Here is a 14,708-nt window from a genome sequence, read left to right as displayed (position 1 = left end):
ACTCCAACGGGTCGGGCCGCTCTGCATCCAGGGCCAGACCGAAAAAATGCGTGATTCCGTCTGCCGGGGCATGGCCATCCACGGCAAGGCGCCGGCAAACTACGCGCGGACTGCCCGCGATGTGGGGGCTATTCGATATCCGCAGCTGCGATCAGCCTCTGCGGATATCGAATAGCCTGTTGGTTGCCTGAGGACACCTAATGAATATCTGGTTCGCTATCCCGGCTTTGCTCGCCGCTGGCTTTGCCACTCACTATTTCCGCACGGCGGCGCGCAAGCCACAGCTGATCTATCAGGCCAACATCGAGAACCAGAATCTGGTCGCCCGGATACCGCGTCTCACCAGGAGATTCTGGGCCACCCCCTGGCTGTTCAACGGGCATCTGCAACTCCTCGGGCTGGGCCTGAAGAAGGCTTTCGCGCCCAGGCTGAACTACGATCGGGTCGATACCTTGCGCATGGCCGACGGAGGCACGACGGCACTTCACTGGATGGGGAGTGAATTGCCGAAGCAGAAGCCGACTCTGGTAGTACTGCACACGATCACCGGATCACCCCAGAGTATGCGGGCCTTCGTTCGCGACCTGCAGCGTCTGACGGGATGGCGAGTCGTGCTGTGCGAGCGTCGTGGCCACGGCGGATTACCGCTGACCACCCCGAGGTTCAATACCATGGGCGATACCGGCGATCTGCGTGAGCAACTCCAGCTGATCAGCGAACGCTATCCGCAATCCCCCCTCTACGCTGCGGGCATCTCGGCCGGCTCCGGCCTGCTAACTCGCTATCTGGGCGAGATGGGAGTGAATACTCCCCTGCGCGGCGCTTTCGCTTACTGTCCGGGTTACGACATTCGGGTGGCCTTCGCGCGGGCCAAAGCCCCATACACCCGTCTGATGGCAAGGAAACTTGTGCGCCAGTTCGTTACCCCCCATCGAGCGGCATTGGCGCATTTGCCCAGCCTCGAATCGCTGGAAGGCGCGCAGAGCCTGGACGAATTTCATCGGCACTTGTATGAGTGCGCGGGTTATCCCAGCCAGCAGTCATTCCTCGACAACTGCAACCCGATGGGCGTGATGGCGAACGTGAGCATTCCGCTGCTGGTTCTCAACGCTGAAGATGACCCGGTGTGCGTGGTAGGCAACGTCAGAGATCACCAACAGGCTATGGCGCGTATGCCAAGAACCCTGCTGGTGGTTACCGCACGCGGCAGCCATTGCGCCTATCTCTCAGGTCTGAATGGACGTTCCTGGGCACATGAGCTGGCGGCCGAATTTCTGCAAGCTGTGCACCTTGAGTCCTCCCCGGAATAGCCCCACATGTCGGCACTGATCTACCGAAGACCTGCCGGGCTATGACCATCTGCTGAACTCGGTTGGTGCCCTCGTTGATCTCGCTGATCTTGTTGTCCTGGTGGTTCCCCTCGACCGTGTAATGACTGCCGTCCGCGGACAGCTCGCGCAGGTAACCTCCGCCGACGATCTGCACGCGCGACTTACCAGTCAAACGTCGAAACGATTATCGTAGGGAGGCGAGGACGCTTCCGGCGGGTGTTGCGTGCGGCCCGGTGCAGAGCCTGCGCGCCGGGAAACCGCCAACCGCAGCTGATCGACCTGCTCGGCCGGGGAATAATGGAACCGACAGCGGAACCAGACGAACAAGAAGGCAACGGTGCACATGAAGCGGGTACGTACGGTGGTGTCCGAGAATTTCTTCCGTCGATTCAGGGACTGCTTCGAGCCCTATCTCGGCCCGCTGGGAATCGACCGAAGGGTGCTGGAGCGTGCCGATGTCGAGATCCCCGGCGAGCAGTACGTCGCGCTCTGGGAGGCCGCCGCGCAGCACAACCCGAGCATCGGCATCGAACTGGGCTTCCAGACCGAAGCCGATGATTTCGGCGCCCTCGGCCACGCGCTGGGTTGCGCGCCCAGCGTCGAAAAGGCCTTGAAGACGCTGCAGCAGTTCATCGTGGTCTTCGCCCAGGAATCGCACTTCAACGTCGAGGTCGACGCCAACGCGCTGGCCGTCGAGTATCGGGTCAGCATTCCGACCATCCTGCAGCGACGGCAGGACGCCGAGTTCGCCATCACCTGCGTCCTGCGCATGCTCAATCTCATCACCAGCAGCTCCCTCAAGCCCCTGCGCCTGGACTTCGAACACGACCGCCCGGACGACCTTTCCATGCACAAGCATGTCTTCCAGTGCCCGCTCTACTTCAACCAGCCCACCAACCGCATTCTGTTCCCGCTACAGACCCTGCAGATGCCGGTAGTTCATGGCAACGAGCGACTGTACAAGGCGCTGGAGCCCTACCTGGAACGGGAACGAGAGGAACGCTCGGTCTCCAATGAACTGCTTGCCCAGGTAACGCGCATGATCGCCGCCGAGATGAGCAGCGGCGCGCCGTCCCTGGACGAAATCGGCGCGCAGTTGAACCTCAGCCGACGCACGCTGCAGCGGCGCCTCAAGGAACATGGCATCGAGTATTCCGCACTGGTCGAGGACGTTCGCCGGGAGCTGGCGCTGGCCTACATCAAGGACTCGGACTACTCCATGACGGAAATCTCGTTACTGGTGGGCTATGCCGAATCCGGCTCCTTCACCCGCGCCTTCCGTCGCTGGACCGGCCACTCGCCGCAGCAGTACCGCAGCAGCCATCGAGCCAACAGCTGATCCACCCCTTTCCGGAAGATTGGCGCGCGCGGCACAAATGCTGGCGCACGCTGACAATCCAGCCGCCCCGCCTCGCCACTACCCTCCCGACCATCCTGCCGTAAGCATGGGCTGTCGATTACCTCGGCCTGCGTCCCAACGGCCCTGTTTTTCCTATCAACAGACCGACAAGAAGAGATTGAGAGGATGACCAGCAGCAACATTCCGGCAACGGACAGCAAGTCCTTCTGGCAGCACGACTTCGGCCCTTACGCGCCCAACCCCGCGCTGAAGGAAAACCTCAAGGTGGACGTGGCGGTCATTGGCGGCGGCTTCACCGGCCTCAATAGCGCCTGGCAATTCAAGAAGGACAACCCGAACGCCCGCGTGGTGGTACTCGAAGCCCATGTCATCGGCTTTGGCGCCAGCGGCCGCAACGCCGGCTTCAGCACCAAAATGTTTGGCCTGGAGCCGGAACTGGTGTTGCTGCGCTGGGGCAAGGAGAAGTTGGTCGAGGCCCATCGTTACCTCGAGAAGGCCGTTGCCTACACCCGTGACCTGATCGAAGAAAACCGACTCGACGCCGACTACCGTCATAACGGCTTGGTCCGCATCAGCTACTCGAAACAACAGGCGGATCGCCTGAAGAAGAGCTACCAGTTGTTCGACGACCTGGGCATTGCCGGTGACATGCGCTGGCGGGAGCAGGCACAGGTCCGCCAGGACTTCCATTCCGAGCGCTTCAACAGTGCCATCTACGAATCCGCCACCGGCTACCTGAACCCCTGCAAGCAGGTCCGCGCGCTCAAGGGGCTGGCAGAATCGGCCGGAGTGACCATCCACGAATCGACACCCGTGACCAACGTCGAACGCTCCGCCGCCGCGATTACCCTCACCACTCCCGCAGGCACGGTCACCTGCGACAAGCTCGTGGTGGCGACCAATGCCTATTCACGGCAAGTCCCTGATACCCGCGCTCTGCAGGCCCGGCAGGTACCGCTCTGGACCTACCAGGTCGTGACCGAGCCGCTCAGCGCGCAGCAATGGGACAGCATCGGCTGGAAGAACCGCGAATCCTTCGGCGACAACCGCCAGATGCTTCATTACTTCCGCCCTACTGTGGATGGACGGATCGCCATGGGTGGCGGCGATGCGCTCGTCTATCGGTCGGCGCCCATGGAGGAAGTGCCGTCGCCCATGAGCTGGCAACACTGCGAGGCACACCTGAAGTGGATCTACCCGCAGCTCAAGGACGTGCGCATCGACTACCGCTGGGGCGGACCGGTTTCGGTCACCGCGGACATGGTGCCCGAGATCAGCTTCGTCGGTGACGAACGCGTCATCTATTCCGGCGGTTGTTTCGGCCATGGCGTTGCGCTGAGCCACCTCAACGGCCGGACCATCGCCGACCTGCTCAATGGCAGGAACACCGAGCTGACGAACTTCTGGATCGTGAATCGCAAGTCCTGTTCCATCGGCAGCGACACGCTTGCCTTCCTCTGCGGCCGCGTGGCGCGCCAGGGACTCAAGGCCTGGGACTGGTGGGAAGAACGTCGCCTGGGGAGCCGTCCATCGTAGGTCCCCTCCGCTTCGCTGGCCGCCCCTCGCCAGGCGTTGCAATTAGCCGGTGACAAAACCACCAGGCGCCGGCAATGGCGAGCGTTCCTCAGCTTGCCTGCCGGACGCTTACTGCTGCTCTGCCTGTCGCCGTTGATTGTTGTCTTCCGCCAGTTTGTAAGCCACGTAGTACTTGTAGATGTTGCCGACGTAGTCGACGGTTTCACGCCCTACCACGCGTGCGGCGGCGTGCTCGACGTTGCCGAACCAGATGTTCGGGTCGAGCCCGGATTCCTGAGCCAGGCGGCGGAACTTCATCAGGTTGCCGGGCCCGGCGTTGTAGGCGGCGAATGTCATCAGCGTCTTGTTCAGCGGCGTCAGCTGCGGGTCGTTGAGGTATTTGTCGGCCAACAGGCGCATGTACTTGGTGCCGGCCTCGATGTTCTTGTCCGCACTCTTGTCGATGCCGCGGATGGCCACCGAGCGGTCCGCCGCGGTACTGGGTTTCATCTGCATGACCCCGACCGCGCCACGCGAGCTGCGCGCCTTCTGGTTCAGCTGCGACTCCTGGAAGCCCTGGGCGACCAGCATCAGGTAGTCGAAGTCATAGGTCCCGGCGTGTTTCTGGAACAGCCCGACCATGTCGCGGAAGTTCTTCATCTCGGCTTCCGAGGTCGCGTCGAACAGGCGCTTGCTGTTCTTCACGTACTTGTTGCGCAGGGAGTTGCCGAAGGTCGTGCCGACCTTGTGGGTCTGCACGAAGGCGTCCAGCACCTTCAGCAGCTGCGGGCTGTTCTTGCGAACCGCCCAGGCGAACTCGGAACCCTGGGCATTGATCACGAGGTCCTGGTGCACCTGCATCTGCTGGTACAACGCGCTCCAGGCCCGGGCGATGTACAGGTCCACCACCGTGGCGGGAATCAGCCCGGCATTGACCATCTCCAGCAGGTCTTCAGACTCGAGGTTTTCGTCGGCCGCCTTGACCGTAATCGGTGCCAGGCCTTTCCCGGTGAAGGACTCGTTGAGCGACTGCAGATGTTCGTAGTAGCTGCTCGATGGGCGCACCATGAGTTCCTGCCCGGCCAGTTCCTCCAGGCTGCCCAGCGGCTTGTGGCCCGGCGCGGTCACCACCACCTCCTTGACGCCGATGGCGAACGGCGCGGCGAAGTCCACCGACTGCAGGCGGCTATCAGTGATGGTCAGGCCCCCGGCGGCAATGTCGCCGACGCCGGCCTGCAACTGCGGCATCAACTGGTCCCGGGGGGTGGGAATGAACAGGACGCGCCATTGCAGGGATTTCTCCGCGTAGGGGTACTGCTTGTTCAGCCAGGCCTCCAGGGCCTTGCCCAGCTCGTAGCTGATGCCGCCTTGGCGGCCGCGGTCCACGGCAAAGAAGGTCCGGCTGTAGGGAACGAGGATGCGCACCAGGCGGCGCTCGCGCATGCCGTCCAGGTCGCCTTTCCAGGCTGGCGGCACCGGCAGCACCATCGCCCGGACCTCCGCCTCTTCCTGCTGGGTCAACCTGGCCTCGGGCAATGCGGGCTGCGCGGCATGGGCAGCCAGGGAGAACAGAAACGCGAACAACAGGCACACGGAAGCGAGAGTGCGGCGTCCCATGATGTGAACCTTCCTGCTGAGCTGGATGACCGGCTGACGGACAAGCCCGTGGCGCGCTGCCGGTGCGCGTCACAGGCGAAAGCCACGGGCGGGACCGGGGCTGTCCCGCCGTTTTCCAAGACTAGTTCAAACCCGGCCGGGCGCAGTGCCACTCGGCGTCTGCGCATGCACGCCTGGCGACGACAGGAGGGCCGTCCGATCGCGCAGCGAAAAAAACCTCAGGCCGCTGGCCTGGGGGTTTCTCCACCGCTATCCAGGTTCAGCTGTAAACCGGCCACTGCTCGACGATACGCCCCCCACGCACAGCCAGGAGGTCACCGAACTGCAGGAGGATCGACTCGGACTGGGTCGGGCGCAGGAATATCTGGTCGTCCACCTTCAGCCCGACGGCGCTGGAGCCGTTGACCATTTCCTGGTTCGAGCTGCGTCCGTACAGGCCGTTGAACTGCAATCCCCTGGGTGACTCGGGCTCGGCCAGCCAGTTGCCGCCGTAGACGAAGAAGGTCTCGCGCTGGTTCGGGTCCCACCAGGAGAACAGTTTCGACTTGTCGTCCAGCGCCGGAATCCGCACCGGGCCGGTGCTCTTGATAACCGGTGTGGCGATAAAGGCGGCCGGCTGGTGCTCCACCAGCGACGGCAGGTCGTAGTGCGTGGGCTTGACCAGCGCCGAGCCCACCGACACTTCGCTGCTGGTGCGTTCGTTCTCGTGCATGCGGAAGCTCGGGCTGCCGGCGGTGTTCAGTGTCAGGCCCGGCTTCCACAGCGGCGCATGGCGGGTGCGGGCGTAGTCGACGAAGCCGTCATACAGGGTCATCACCTTGGCGAACAGTTCCTCCGGCGAGCCGAGGATCTCGGGCACGCCCATGCCGACGAAGGGGTCGTAACCCATGAAGCCGGCGAACTCCAGGTGTTGCGGGTTGGCGCCGATGATCGTGAGCATCCTGTCCAGGGTCTCATGGTCGGCCACCCCGCCCCGGTGCAACCCGACGTCCAGCTCGATGTTGATCCGCAGCCGGGTATTGCGCCCTTGTGCCAGCGCCAGGTACTGCTGCAGGCGCTCGGGAGTATCGAGCAGCCACTGCAGTTGGCTGGTCGGATCGAAGGGACCACGCAGATTCTCGTAGAACTGCTGCGCCGAGCCGACCGGCAGCGGCTTGCCCAGCAGCAGGTCGGAGTCGGGGAAGCGCTCGGCATCATGATTGAGGAAAGGCTGGTGGAACGACATCATCCGCCGCGTGCCGGCGCGCTTGGCGATGTAGTCGAGCAGGTGCGGCGACGGCAGGGACTTCTCCACCACGCGCAGGTGCTTGCCGGTGCGCGCCACCGACTGCATCACCGCATCGACGTTGTGGTCCAGCCGGTCGAGATCAATCAGCATGACCGGGCGCATCGGCCCGTGCTCGCGCAACTCGCGGTTCAGCCGGGCAAAGTAGTCGTCGTAGGGGGCGCCGTGGTCACCCGGCCGCAGCCAGGCGCCGGCACCGGCGAGCAGAACGCCCGCGCCCGCCGCGCCGACGATGAAATTGCGTCGTTTCATGGGTTGTTCTTCCTTGTCAGGCCACGCCCAGGATCGATGACAGGTGGGCATTGAGGAACTTGCCCTGCGGGTCCAGCTCGCGGCGCACCTCGGTGAATTCCTTCCAGCGCGGATACAGCGGTTGCAGCGTGCGCGCATTCAGCGTGTGCAGCTTGCCCCAGTGCGGGCGGCCGGCGTACTTCCAGAAGATCGGTTCGACGGCGGCGAAGAAGTTGTGGTGGTCCATGCTGTAGTGCTGGTGCACGGAGATCGAACAGCTGTCGCGCCCCTCGAACATGCTCAGGGGAATGTCGTCGGCCTTCACGTAGCGGTACTCGATGGGGAACCAGGTGCGCAGGTCCTTGTCGTTGATCAGCTTGAGAATCTCGCGCAGGCAGGCCGGGCCGTGCTCGGCGGGGACCGAATACTCCATCTCGTTGAAACGCACGTTACGCACGTTGGCGAAGATGTCGTAGGAGTCGCCGATGCGGTCGTCGAAGCTGGCGACATGGCGCAGGCTGTTGAGCAGGAAGCGCCGCGCGGCGGGGAAGTCGCTGCCGTACTTGTCGAGGTTCTCGATGATGCTGACGTACTCGTTGCCACCCTCCTTGGCCGGGTCCAGCGGCGGCGTGGCCGGGTCGCTGGTCTCGTTGAGGGCGATGGACAGCGCGTAGTCGGAGTGGGTCAGCACCTGCATTTCCCAGTGTTGGTTCTCGCGGGTGTTCTTCTCCACGTCCTCCAGCAGCTCCTCGGTGCTGGCGATCCACTGCCGTTCGTGCAGGCGGAACGCCTGGCGATTCTGCAGGCGCACGCGGGTGGCGATGCCGAAGGCGCCAAGGGATACCCGCGCGGCGTTGAACACCTCGGGATGGCGCTGGGCGTCGCAGTCCAGCACGTCACCGCTGGCGGTCACCAGTTGCAGGCCGGTCACGCCGGTGGAGTAGGAGCCGAAGCCGACGCCGGTGCCATGGGTCGAGGTGGAGATCGCCCCGGCCAGTGTCTGGTAGTCGATATCCGACATGTTCGGCAGGGCCTGGCCGATCTCCTTCAACGCCGGTCCCATGAGCGACATGGGCGTACCTGCGGCGAATTCCGCCTGCAGCGTGTCGGCATCATGGCCGAGCAGGCCGTTGAAGTAGGCCAGCGACACCAGCGTGCCATCGGTGGGTACCAGGGCGCTGAAGGAATGCGCCGAGCCCACCGGGCGTACCTTGCCCTGGGCCTGGCGAATGACCTGCACCAGTTCGTCCAGGCTCTGCGGCGCCAGGCGTGCCGCCGGCAGGCAGCTCTGCCCGCCGGACCAGTTGCGCCAGGGAATCAGTCGCGGCGCACGGGCCAGCTCGGCGGCCATCGGGCTGCTGGAAAGCGCCGCGAACGCGCCGGCAACGCCTGCGCTGCGCAGCAGCTGGCGCCGGGTGAGATGAATGGTCATCGAATGCTCCCCTCGCCTATTGGACTTGCTGGCCGGACATGAATGAGATCAGCGCAAGGAATTGCTCCTCCGAGCACTGCATGCACATGCCCATCGGCGGCATGCCCTTGTAACCGTTGATGCTGTGGTCCAGCAGGCTGTCGGAACCCTGGGCGACGCGCGGTTGCCAGGCTTTCCCGTCACCACTCTGCGGCGCCCCGGAGGCCGGGTTGGCGTGGCAGAGCTTGCAGCTGCTGTCGTAGATCTTCGCCAGGGCGGGGTCGGCAGGCGCCAGAGCGGCGGCGTTGCGGGGGGGTGTCGGCGCGGCGTCGTCACCACAGCCGCCGAGCAGGCCAGCCAGGGCCAGCAAGGCAATCTGCAGCCAGGGTGTTGCGGGTTTGTGCATGGTGCTCCCCTGTTCTTCCCGCGCGGACCGGCAGCGCGGATTCTTGTTGTCATGGGTAGCGGGCAGGTTAAGTCGCTGACCGTTCGTCCCCGAGGGCTTTGCCGGCCAACAAGGGGGCTTTGAGCGGACAGCGTGGCCGTTTCGGCAGTCTGTCGGTTTAAGGGTCTGTCGGTTTCAGGATGCGCAGGGTCGCTGCGGTGCAATCCTTGGGCAGCAGCAATGGCAAGCTTCCATACTGTCGAGGACCAGGCGCGCCCAGATGCCTGGCCGGATAATAACAATGGCGCCCCGAACAGCCACGCCAACCGTGACGTGGCCGGTACGCCGCAGCCGAAGGATTCCGGAGCGCCGCCCCTGGCGGGCATCCGCGATATCGAGGTGCGCTGTATGCCTGATGATTCGCTTCACCTGCCCCTGATCCACGCGCTGCTGGAACGCCTGAAAGCCACGCCCGGCGCCCTGCTGCCGGTGCTACACGGCATCCAGGACTGTGTCGGCTACATCCCCGATGCGGCCCTGCCGGAAATCGCCCACGCCCTGAATCTCAGCGTTGCCGAGGTGCGCGGGGTAATCAGCTTCTACCACGACTTCCGTACCGCGCCGCCGGCCCGCCATACGCTGCGCCTGTGCCGGGCCGAGTCGTGCCAGAGCCGCGGCGCCGAGGCGCTTGCTGCGCAACTGCGCGAGCAGCTCGGGCTGGACGATCACGGCACCAGCGCCGACGGCCGCATCGCCCTGCGCCCGGTCTACTGCCTGGGCGCCTGCGCCTGTTCGCCGGCACTGGAACTGGACGGCCGCGTACACGCCCGCCTCACCGCCGAACGCCTGCGCGAGCTGGTGAACGGTTGCCAGGAGGACGCCGCATGTTGAAGCTGTTCATCCCCTGCGATTCGCTGGCCCGCGCGGTGGGCGCCGATGAGTTGACCGATGCACTGGTCGCCGAAGCCGAGCGACGGCAGATTCCGCTGGAGATCCAGCGCACCAGCTCGCGCGGCCTGTACTGGCTGGAACCGCTGGTGGAAGTGGACAGCGCCGAAGGCCGGCTGGGCTTCGGCCCGCTGGCGGCGACCGATATCCCTGCCCTCTTCGATGCGCTCGCCGACGACCCTGCACGCCACCCGCTGGCCCTGGGGCTGGTGGAACAGATTGCCTACCTGAAGACCCAGCAGCGCCTGCTCTTCGCCCGCGCCGGCATCACCCGGCCGCTGTCGCTGGACGACTATCGCGCCCATGGCGGCTTCGCAGGGCTGAGCCGCGCCATCGGCATGGACGGCGCCGATGTCGTCGCCGCCGTGCTCGACTCCGGGCTGCGCGGGCGTGGCGGCGCAGCCTTCCCCGCCGGCATCAAGTGGCGCACCGTGCGCGACGCAGCCGGCAGCCAGAAGTACGTGGTATGCAACGCCGACGAAGGCGACTCCGGCACCTTCGCCGACCGCATGCTGATGGAAGGCGACCCCTTCCTGCTGATCGAGGGCATGGCCATCGCCGGCCTCGCGGTCGGTGCGAGCATGGGTTACCTCTACGTGCGCTCGGAGTACCCGGACGCCATCGTCACGCTCAACCTGGCCCTGACGATCGCCCGCGAAGCCGGTTATCTCGGCGACGACGTCTGCGGCAGTGGCCGCGCCTTCGAGCTGGAAGTGCGAGTCGGCGCCGGCGCCTACATCTGCGGCGAGGAAACCGCCCTGCTCGAGTCGCTGGAAGGCAAGCGCGGCGTGGTCCGCGCCAAGCCGCCGCTGCCGGCGCTGCAGGGGCTTTTCGGCCAGCCGACGCTGGTGCACAACGTGCTTACCCTGGCCTCGGTGCCGATCATCCTGGCCAGGGGCGCGCAGTACTACCGCGACTTCGGCATGGGCCGCTCGCTGGGCACCATGCCCTTCCAGCTGGCTGGCAACATTCGCCACGGCGGCCTGGTGGAACGCGCCTTCGGCCTGACCCTGCGCGAGCTGGTGGAGGGCTATGGCGGCGGCACCGCCAGCGGCCGCCCGTTGAAAGCCGCGCAGGTTGGCGGACCGCTGGGCGCCTGGCTGCCGCCGTCGCAGTTCGACACCCCGCTGGACTACGAAGCCTTCGCCGCCATTGGCGCGATGCTCGGCCACGGCGGCGTGGTGGTCGCCGACGACAGCCTGGACATGGCCCACATGGCGCGCTTCGCCCTGCAGTTCTGTGCCGAGGAATCCTGCGGCAAGTGCACGCCCTGCCGCATCGGTTCGACACGCGGCGTGGAGGTGGTCGACCGGCTGATCGCCGCCACCGACCTCGGCGCCCGCGAGGAACAGGCGCGGCTGCTCACCGACCTCTGCGACACGATGCAATACGGCTCGCTCTGCGCCCTCGGCGGAATGACCGCCTTCCCCGTGGCCAGCGCCCTCAAGCACTTCCCCGCCGACTTCGGTCTGGCGACTTCGGAGGCCGACTCGTGATCAATTTCTTCGACCCTGCCACGTCCAGCGCGAGTGACATCGACCTCGGCACCCCCGCCCGCGAGAGCGACGTGCAGGTCAGCCTGAGCATCGACGGCCGCGAAATCAGCGTCCCTGCCGGCACCTCGGTGATGCGCGCCGCCGCGCTGCTGGGCACCAGCATTCCCAGGCTCTGCGCCACCGACAGCCTGGAAGCCTTCGGCTCCTGCCGCATGTGCCTGGTAGAGATCGACGGCATGCGCGGCTACCCGGCCTCCTGCACCACGCCGGTCAGCGAGGGCATGGTGGTGCGCACGCAGACCCCGAAGCTGGCGGGCCTGCGGCGCAACGTGATGGAGCTGTACATCTCCGACCACCCGCTGGACTGCCTGACCTGCTCGGCCAATGGCAACTGCGAACTGCAGACCGTGGCCGGCCAGGTCGGCCTGCGCGAGGTGCGCTACGGCTACGACGGCGCCAACCACCTGAGTGATGCGAAAGACCGTTCCAACCCCTACTTCGACTACGACCCGAGCAAGTGCATCGTCTGCAACCGCTGCGTGCGCGCCTGCGAGGAAACCCAGGGCACCTTCGCCCTGACCATCGCCGGGCGCGGCTTCGAGTCCCGCGTGGCAGCGGCCGGCGGGGAGAATTTCCTCGATTCCGAATGCGTCTCCTGCGGCGCCTGCGTGCAGGCCTGCCCTACCGCCACGCTGATGGAAAAGAGCGTGGTCGAGATCGGCCAGCCGGAGCGCGCGGTCATCACCACCTGCGCCTACTGCGGCGTGGGCTGCTCCTTCCGCGCCGAGATGAAGGGTAACCAGCTGGTGCGCATGGTCCCGGACAAGAACGGCCCGGCCAACCACGGCCACTCCTGCGTCAAGGGCCGCTTCGCCTGGGGCTACGCCACCCATCCGGACCGCATCAGCAAACCGATGATCCGCAAGCACATCAGCGCCCCCTGGCAGGAGGTCAGCTGGGACGAGGCCGTCACCTACGCCGCCAGCGAATTCAGGCGCATCCAGGCGAAGTACGGGCGCGACTCCATCGGCGGCATCACCTCCAGCCGCTGCACCAACGAAGAGACCTACCTGGTGCAGAAACTGGTGCGCGCGGCCTTTGGCAACAACAACGTCGACACCTGCGCGCGCGTCTGCCACTCGCCCACCGGCTACGGCCTGAAGCAGACCCTGGGCGAGTCTGCGGGCACCCAGAGCTTCGACTCGGTCATGCACTCCGACGTGGTACTGGTGATGGGCGCCAACCCCACCGACGCACACCCGGTATTCGGCTCGCAGCTCAAGCGCCGCCTGCGCCAGGGCGCGCAGTTGATCGTCATCGACCCGCGGCGCATCGACCTGGTCGATTCGCCCCACGCCCGCGCCGAGCTGCACCTGCAGCTGCGCCCCGGCACCAACGTCGCCATGCTCAACGCGCTGGCCCACGTCATCGTCAGCGAGGGGCTGGTCAAGCAGGACTTCGTCGACGCACGCTGCGAGGCCAGCGACTTCATCCGCTGGCGTGATTTCGTCAGCCTGCCGGAGAACTCACCGGGAGTACTCGGCCCGGTGTGCGGCGTGCCCGCCGAGGAAATCCGCGCCGCCGCCCGCCTCTACGCCACCGGCGGCAACGCGGCGATCTACTACGGCCTGGGCGTCACCGAACACAGCCAGGGCAGCACCGCAGTGATGGGCATCGCCAACCTCGCCATGGCCACCGGCAACGTCGGCCGCGAGGGCGTCGGGGTCAACCCGCTGCGCGGCCAGAACAATGTGCAGGGCTCCTGCGACATGGGCTCCTTCCCCCACGAGCTGCCCGGCTACCGGCACATTTCCAACGCAACGGTGCGCAGCCAGTTCGAACAGGCCTGGGGCGTGACCCTGCAGCCCGATCCCGGCCTGCGCATTCCCAACATGTTCGAAGCGGCGCTGGGCGGCACCTTCAAGGCGCTGTACTGCCAGGGCGAGGACATCGCCCAGAGCGACCCGAATACCCAGCACGTCACCGCCGCCCTTTCCGCCATGGAATGCGTGGTGGTGCAGGACATCTTCCTCAACGAAACCGCCAAGTTCGCCCACGTGTTCCTGCCGGGCAGCTCCTTCCTGGAGAAGGACGGCACCTTCACCAACGCCGAGCGACGCATCTCGCGGGTGCGCAAGGTGATGGAACCGCTGGGCGGCAAGGCCGACTGGGAAGCCACGGTCGCCCTGGCCAACGCCCTGGGTTACCCGATGGACTACCAGCACCCGTCGCAGATCATGGACGAGATCGCCCGCCTGACACCGACCTTCACCCGCGTCAGCTACGCCGAACTGGACCGCCACGGCAGCCTGCAGTGGCCGTGCAACGACGCCGCGCCGGACGGCACGCCGACCATGCACATCGAGCAGTTCGTGCGCGGCAAGGGGCGCTTCATGCTCACCGGCTACGTACCCACCGAGGAGAAGGTCAACTCTCGCTACCCACTGCTGCTCACCACCGGGCGCATCCTCAGCCAGTACAACGTCGGCGCGCAGACCCGGCGCACCGACAACGTCGCCTGGCACGAGGAGGATCGCCTGGAAATCCACGCCAGCGATGCCGAAAGCCGGGGCATCAACGACGGCGACTGGGTCGGCGTCGGCAGCCGCGCCGGGCAGACCGTGCTGCGCGCCAAGGTCAGCGAGCGGGTGGCGCCGGGGGTGGTCTACACCACCTTCCACTTCCCCGAATCGGGCGCCAACGTGATCACCACCGACAACTCCGACTGGGCCACCAACTGCCCGGAATACAAGGTCACGGCGGTGGAAGTGGTGCGCGTGTTCCAGCCCTCGGAATGGCAGAAGCGCTACCAGGCGTTCAGCGACGAACAACGGCGTTTGCTCAAGGAACGGCGCCACGCCAAAGCCGAGAAAGCCGAGAAAGCCGAGGTGCGTCGATGAGCGTCGAGAACCTGATCAAAATGGCCAACCAGATCGGCCAGTACTTCGCCACCGAATCGGACCACGAGCTGGCGGTGCATGGCGTGCAGCAGCACCTGCAGAACTTCTGGACGCCGGCCATGCGCCGCGAGCTGAAGGACTGGCAGGAGCAGAATCAGGGCGACGAATTGCATACCCTGGTGCGGGCGGCGCTGCTGGAGCAGATGGCCTAGCCGGCTGCCAGTGCCCA

The 14,708-nt window shown here is 65.6% G+C and carries 11 protein-coding genes; 7 read left to right on the top strand and 4 right to left on the bottom strand.

The features are described 5' to 3' along the window. Nucleotides 1-200 precede the first annotated feature (200 nt). The 3 genes from L6D89_RS03780 (at nt 201) to L6D89_RS03770 (ending at nt 4,227) form a co-directional block, all read left to right on the top strand. Nucleotides 201-1,310 carry a YheT family hydrolase gene (locus L6D89_RS03780; protein ID WP_236198787.1) on the top strand — a complete coding sequence of 370 codons (1,110 nt, stop codon included), beginning with the start codon at nt 201-203 and terminating at the stop codon, nt 1,308-1,310. A 364-nt stretch (nt 1,311-1,674) separates the two neighbouring features. Beyond that, nucleotides 1,675-2,670 carry an AraC-like transcriptional regulator QhpR gene (gene qhpR, locus L6D89_RS03775; protein ID WP_236198786.1) on the top strand — a complete coding sequence of 332 codons (996 nt, stop codon included), beginning with the start codon at nt 1,675-1,677 and terminating at the stop codon, nt 2,668-2,670. A gap of 186 nt (nt 2,671-2,856) precedes the next feature. After that, a complete protein-coding gene (locus L6D89_RS03770) occupies nt 2,857-4,227 on the top strand; it encodes an NAD(P)/FAD-dependent oxidoreductase (protein WP_236198785.1) in 1,371 nt (456 codons plus the stop codon). Nucleotides 4,228-4,335: 108 nt separating this feature from the next. Here L6D89_RS03770 and L6D89_RS03765 read toward each other — a convergent pair whose 3' ends face one another. From L6D89_RS03765 to L6D89_RS03750, 4 genes are all read right to left on the bottom strand, one after another. Continuing rightward, the gene (locus tag L6D89_RS03765; protein WP_236198784.1) at nt 4,336-5,823 is read right to left on the bottom strand and encodes an MltF family protein; all 1,488 of its coding nucleotides are present in this window, start codon (nt 5,821-5,823) and stop codon (nt 4,336-4,338) included. A 259-nt stretch (nt 5,824-6,082) separates the two neighbouring features. Continuing rightward, a complete protein-coding gene (locus L6D89_RS03760; protein WP_236171055.1) occupies nt 6,083-7,291 on the bottom strand; it encodes a DSD1 family PLP-dependent enzyme in 1,209 nt (402 codons plus the stop codon). A gap of 85 nt (nt 7,292-7,376) precedes the next feature. After that, nucleotides 7,377-8,690, bottom strand: a complete 1,314-nt coding sequence (locus L6D89_RS03755; protein WP_236171056.1) for a D-arabinono-1,4-lactone oxidase — start codon at nt 8,688-8,690, stop codon at nt 7,377-7,379. 97 nt (nt 8,691-8,787) lie between these two features. After that, entirely contained in the window at nt 8,788-9,156 is a 369-nt protein-coding gene (locus L6D89_RS03750; RefSeq protein WP_236170655.1) for a c-type cytochrome, read from the bottom strand. Nucleotides 9,157-9,543: 387 nt separating this feature from the next. Between L6D89_RS03750 and L6D89_RS03745 the strand changes: the two genes are divergently transcribed. Genes L6D89_RS03745 through L6D89_RS03730 form a run of 4 tightly spaced genes read left to right on the top strand, consistent with a single transcriptional unit; the run spans nt 9,544 to nt 14,691 of the window. Continuing rightward, nucleotides 9,544-10,026: a formate dehydrogenase subunit gamma gene (locus L6D89_RS03745; RefSeq protein WP_236198865.1), complete on the top strand. Its 483-nt coding sequence runs from the start codon at nt 9,544-9,546 to the stop codon at nt 10,024-10,026. After that, a complete protein-coding gene (locus L6D89_RS03740; protein ID WP_236198783.1) occupies nt 10,020-11,579 on the top strand; it encodes a formate dehydrogenase beta subunit in 1,560 nt (519 codons plus the stop codon). The genes L6D89_RS03745 and L6D89_RS03740 overlap by 7 nt, the downstream gene beginning before the upstream one ends. Next, a complete protein-coding gene (gene fdhF, locus L6D89_RS03735; protein WP_236198782.1) occupies nt 11,576-14,479 on the top strand; it encodes a formate dehydrogenase subunit alpha in 2,904 nt (967 codons plus the stop codon). The genes L6D89_RS03740 and fdhF overlap by 4 nt, the downstream gene beginning before the upstream one ends. Then, nucleotides 14,476-14,691: a formate dehydrogenase subunit delta gene (locus tag L6D89_RS03730; RefSeq protein WP_236198781.1), complete on the top strand. Its 216-nt coding sequence runs from the start codon at nt 14,476-14,478 to the stop codon at nt 14,689-14,691. The genes fdhF and L6D89_RS03730 overlap by 4 nt, the downstream gene beginning before the upstream one ends. Nucleotides 14,692-14,708: the final 17 nt, after the last annotated feature.

This window comes from Pseudomonas pseudonitroreducens (assembly GCF_021603645.1).
GTDB lineage: Bacteria > Pseudomonadota > Gammaproteobacteria > Pseudomonadales > Pseudomonadaceae > Pseudomonas > Pseudomonas pseudonitroreducens.
The sequence above is the reverse complement of the archived record's forward strand: the minus strand, read 5'-3'. Positions and strand labels throughout refer to the sequence as shown.

Bases quoted from the DNA above. Each gene is read 5' to 3' on its own strand.
- L6D89_RS03750 (WP_236170655.1), bottom strand. From the start codon at position 9,156: ATGCACAAACCCGCAACACCCTGGCTGCAGATTGCCTTGCTGGCCCTG.
- L6D89_RS03765 (WP_236198784.1), bottom strand. From the start codon at position 5,823: ATGGGACGCCGCACTCTCGCTTCCGTGTGCCTGTTGTTCGCGTTTCTG.
- L6D89_RS03780 (WP_236198787.1), top strand. From the start codon at position 201: ATGAATATCTGGTTCGCTATCCCGGCTTTGCTCGCCGCTGGCTTTGCC.
- qhpR (WP_236198786.1), top strand. From the start codon at position 1,675: ATGAAGCGGGTACGTACGGTGGTGTCCGAGAATTTCTTCCGTCGATTC.
- L6D89_RS03740 (WP_236198783.1), top strand. From the start codon at position 10,020: ATGTTGAAGCTGTTCATCCCCTGCGATTCGCTGGCCCGCGCGGTGGGC.
- L6D89_RS03755 (WP_236171056.1), bottom strand. From the start codon at position 8,690: ATGGCCGCCGAGCTGGCCCGTGCGCCGCGACTGATTCCCTGGCGCAAC.
- L6D89_RS03770 (WP_236198785.1), top strand. From the start codon at position 2,857: ATGACCAGCAGCAACATTCCGGCAACGGACAGCAAGTCCTTCTGGCAG.
- L6D89_RS03745 (WP_236198865.1), top strand. From the start codon at position 9,544: ATGCCTGATGATTCGCTTCACCTGCCCCTGATCCACGCGCTGCTGGAA.
- L6D89_RS03730 (WP_236198781.1), top strand. From the start codon at position 14,476: ATGAGCGTCGAGAACCTGATCAAAATGGCCAACCAGATCGGCCAGTAC.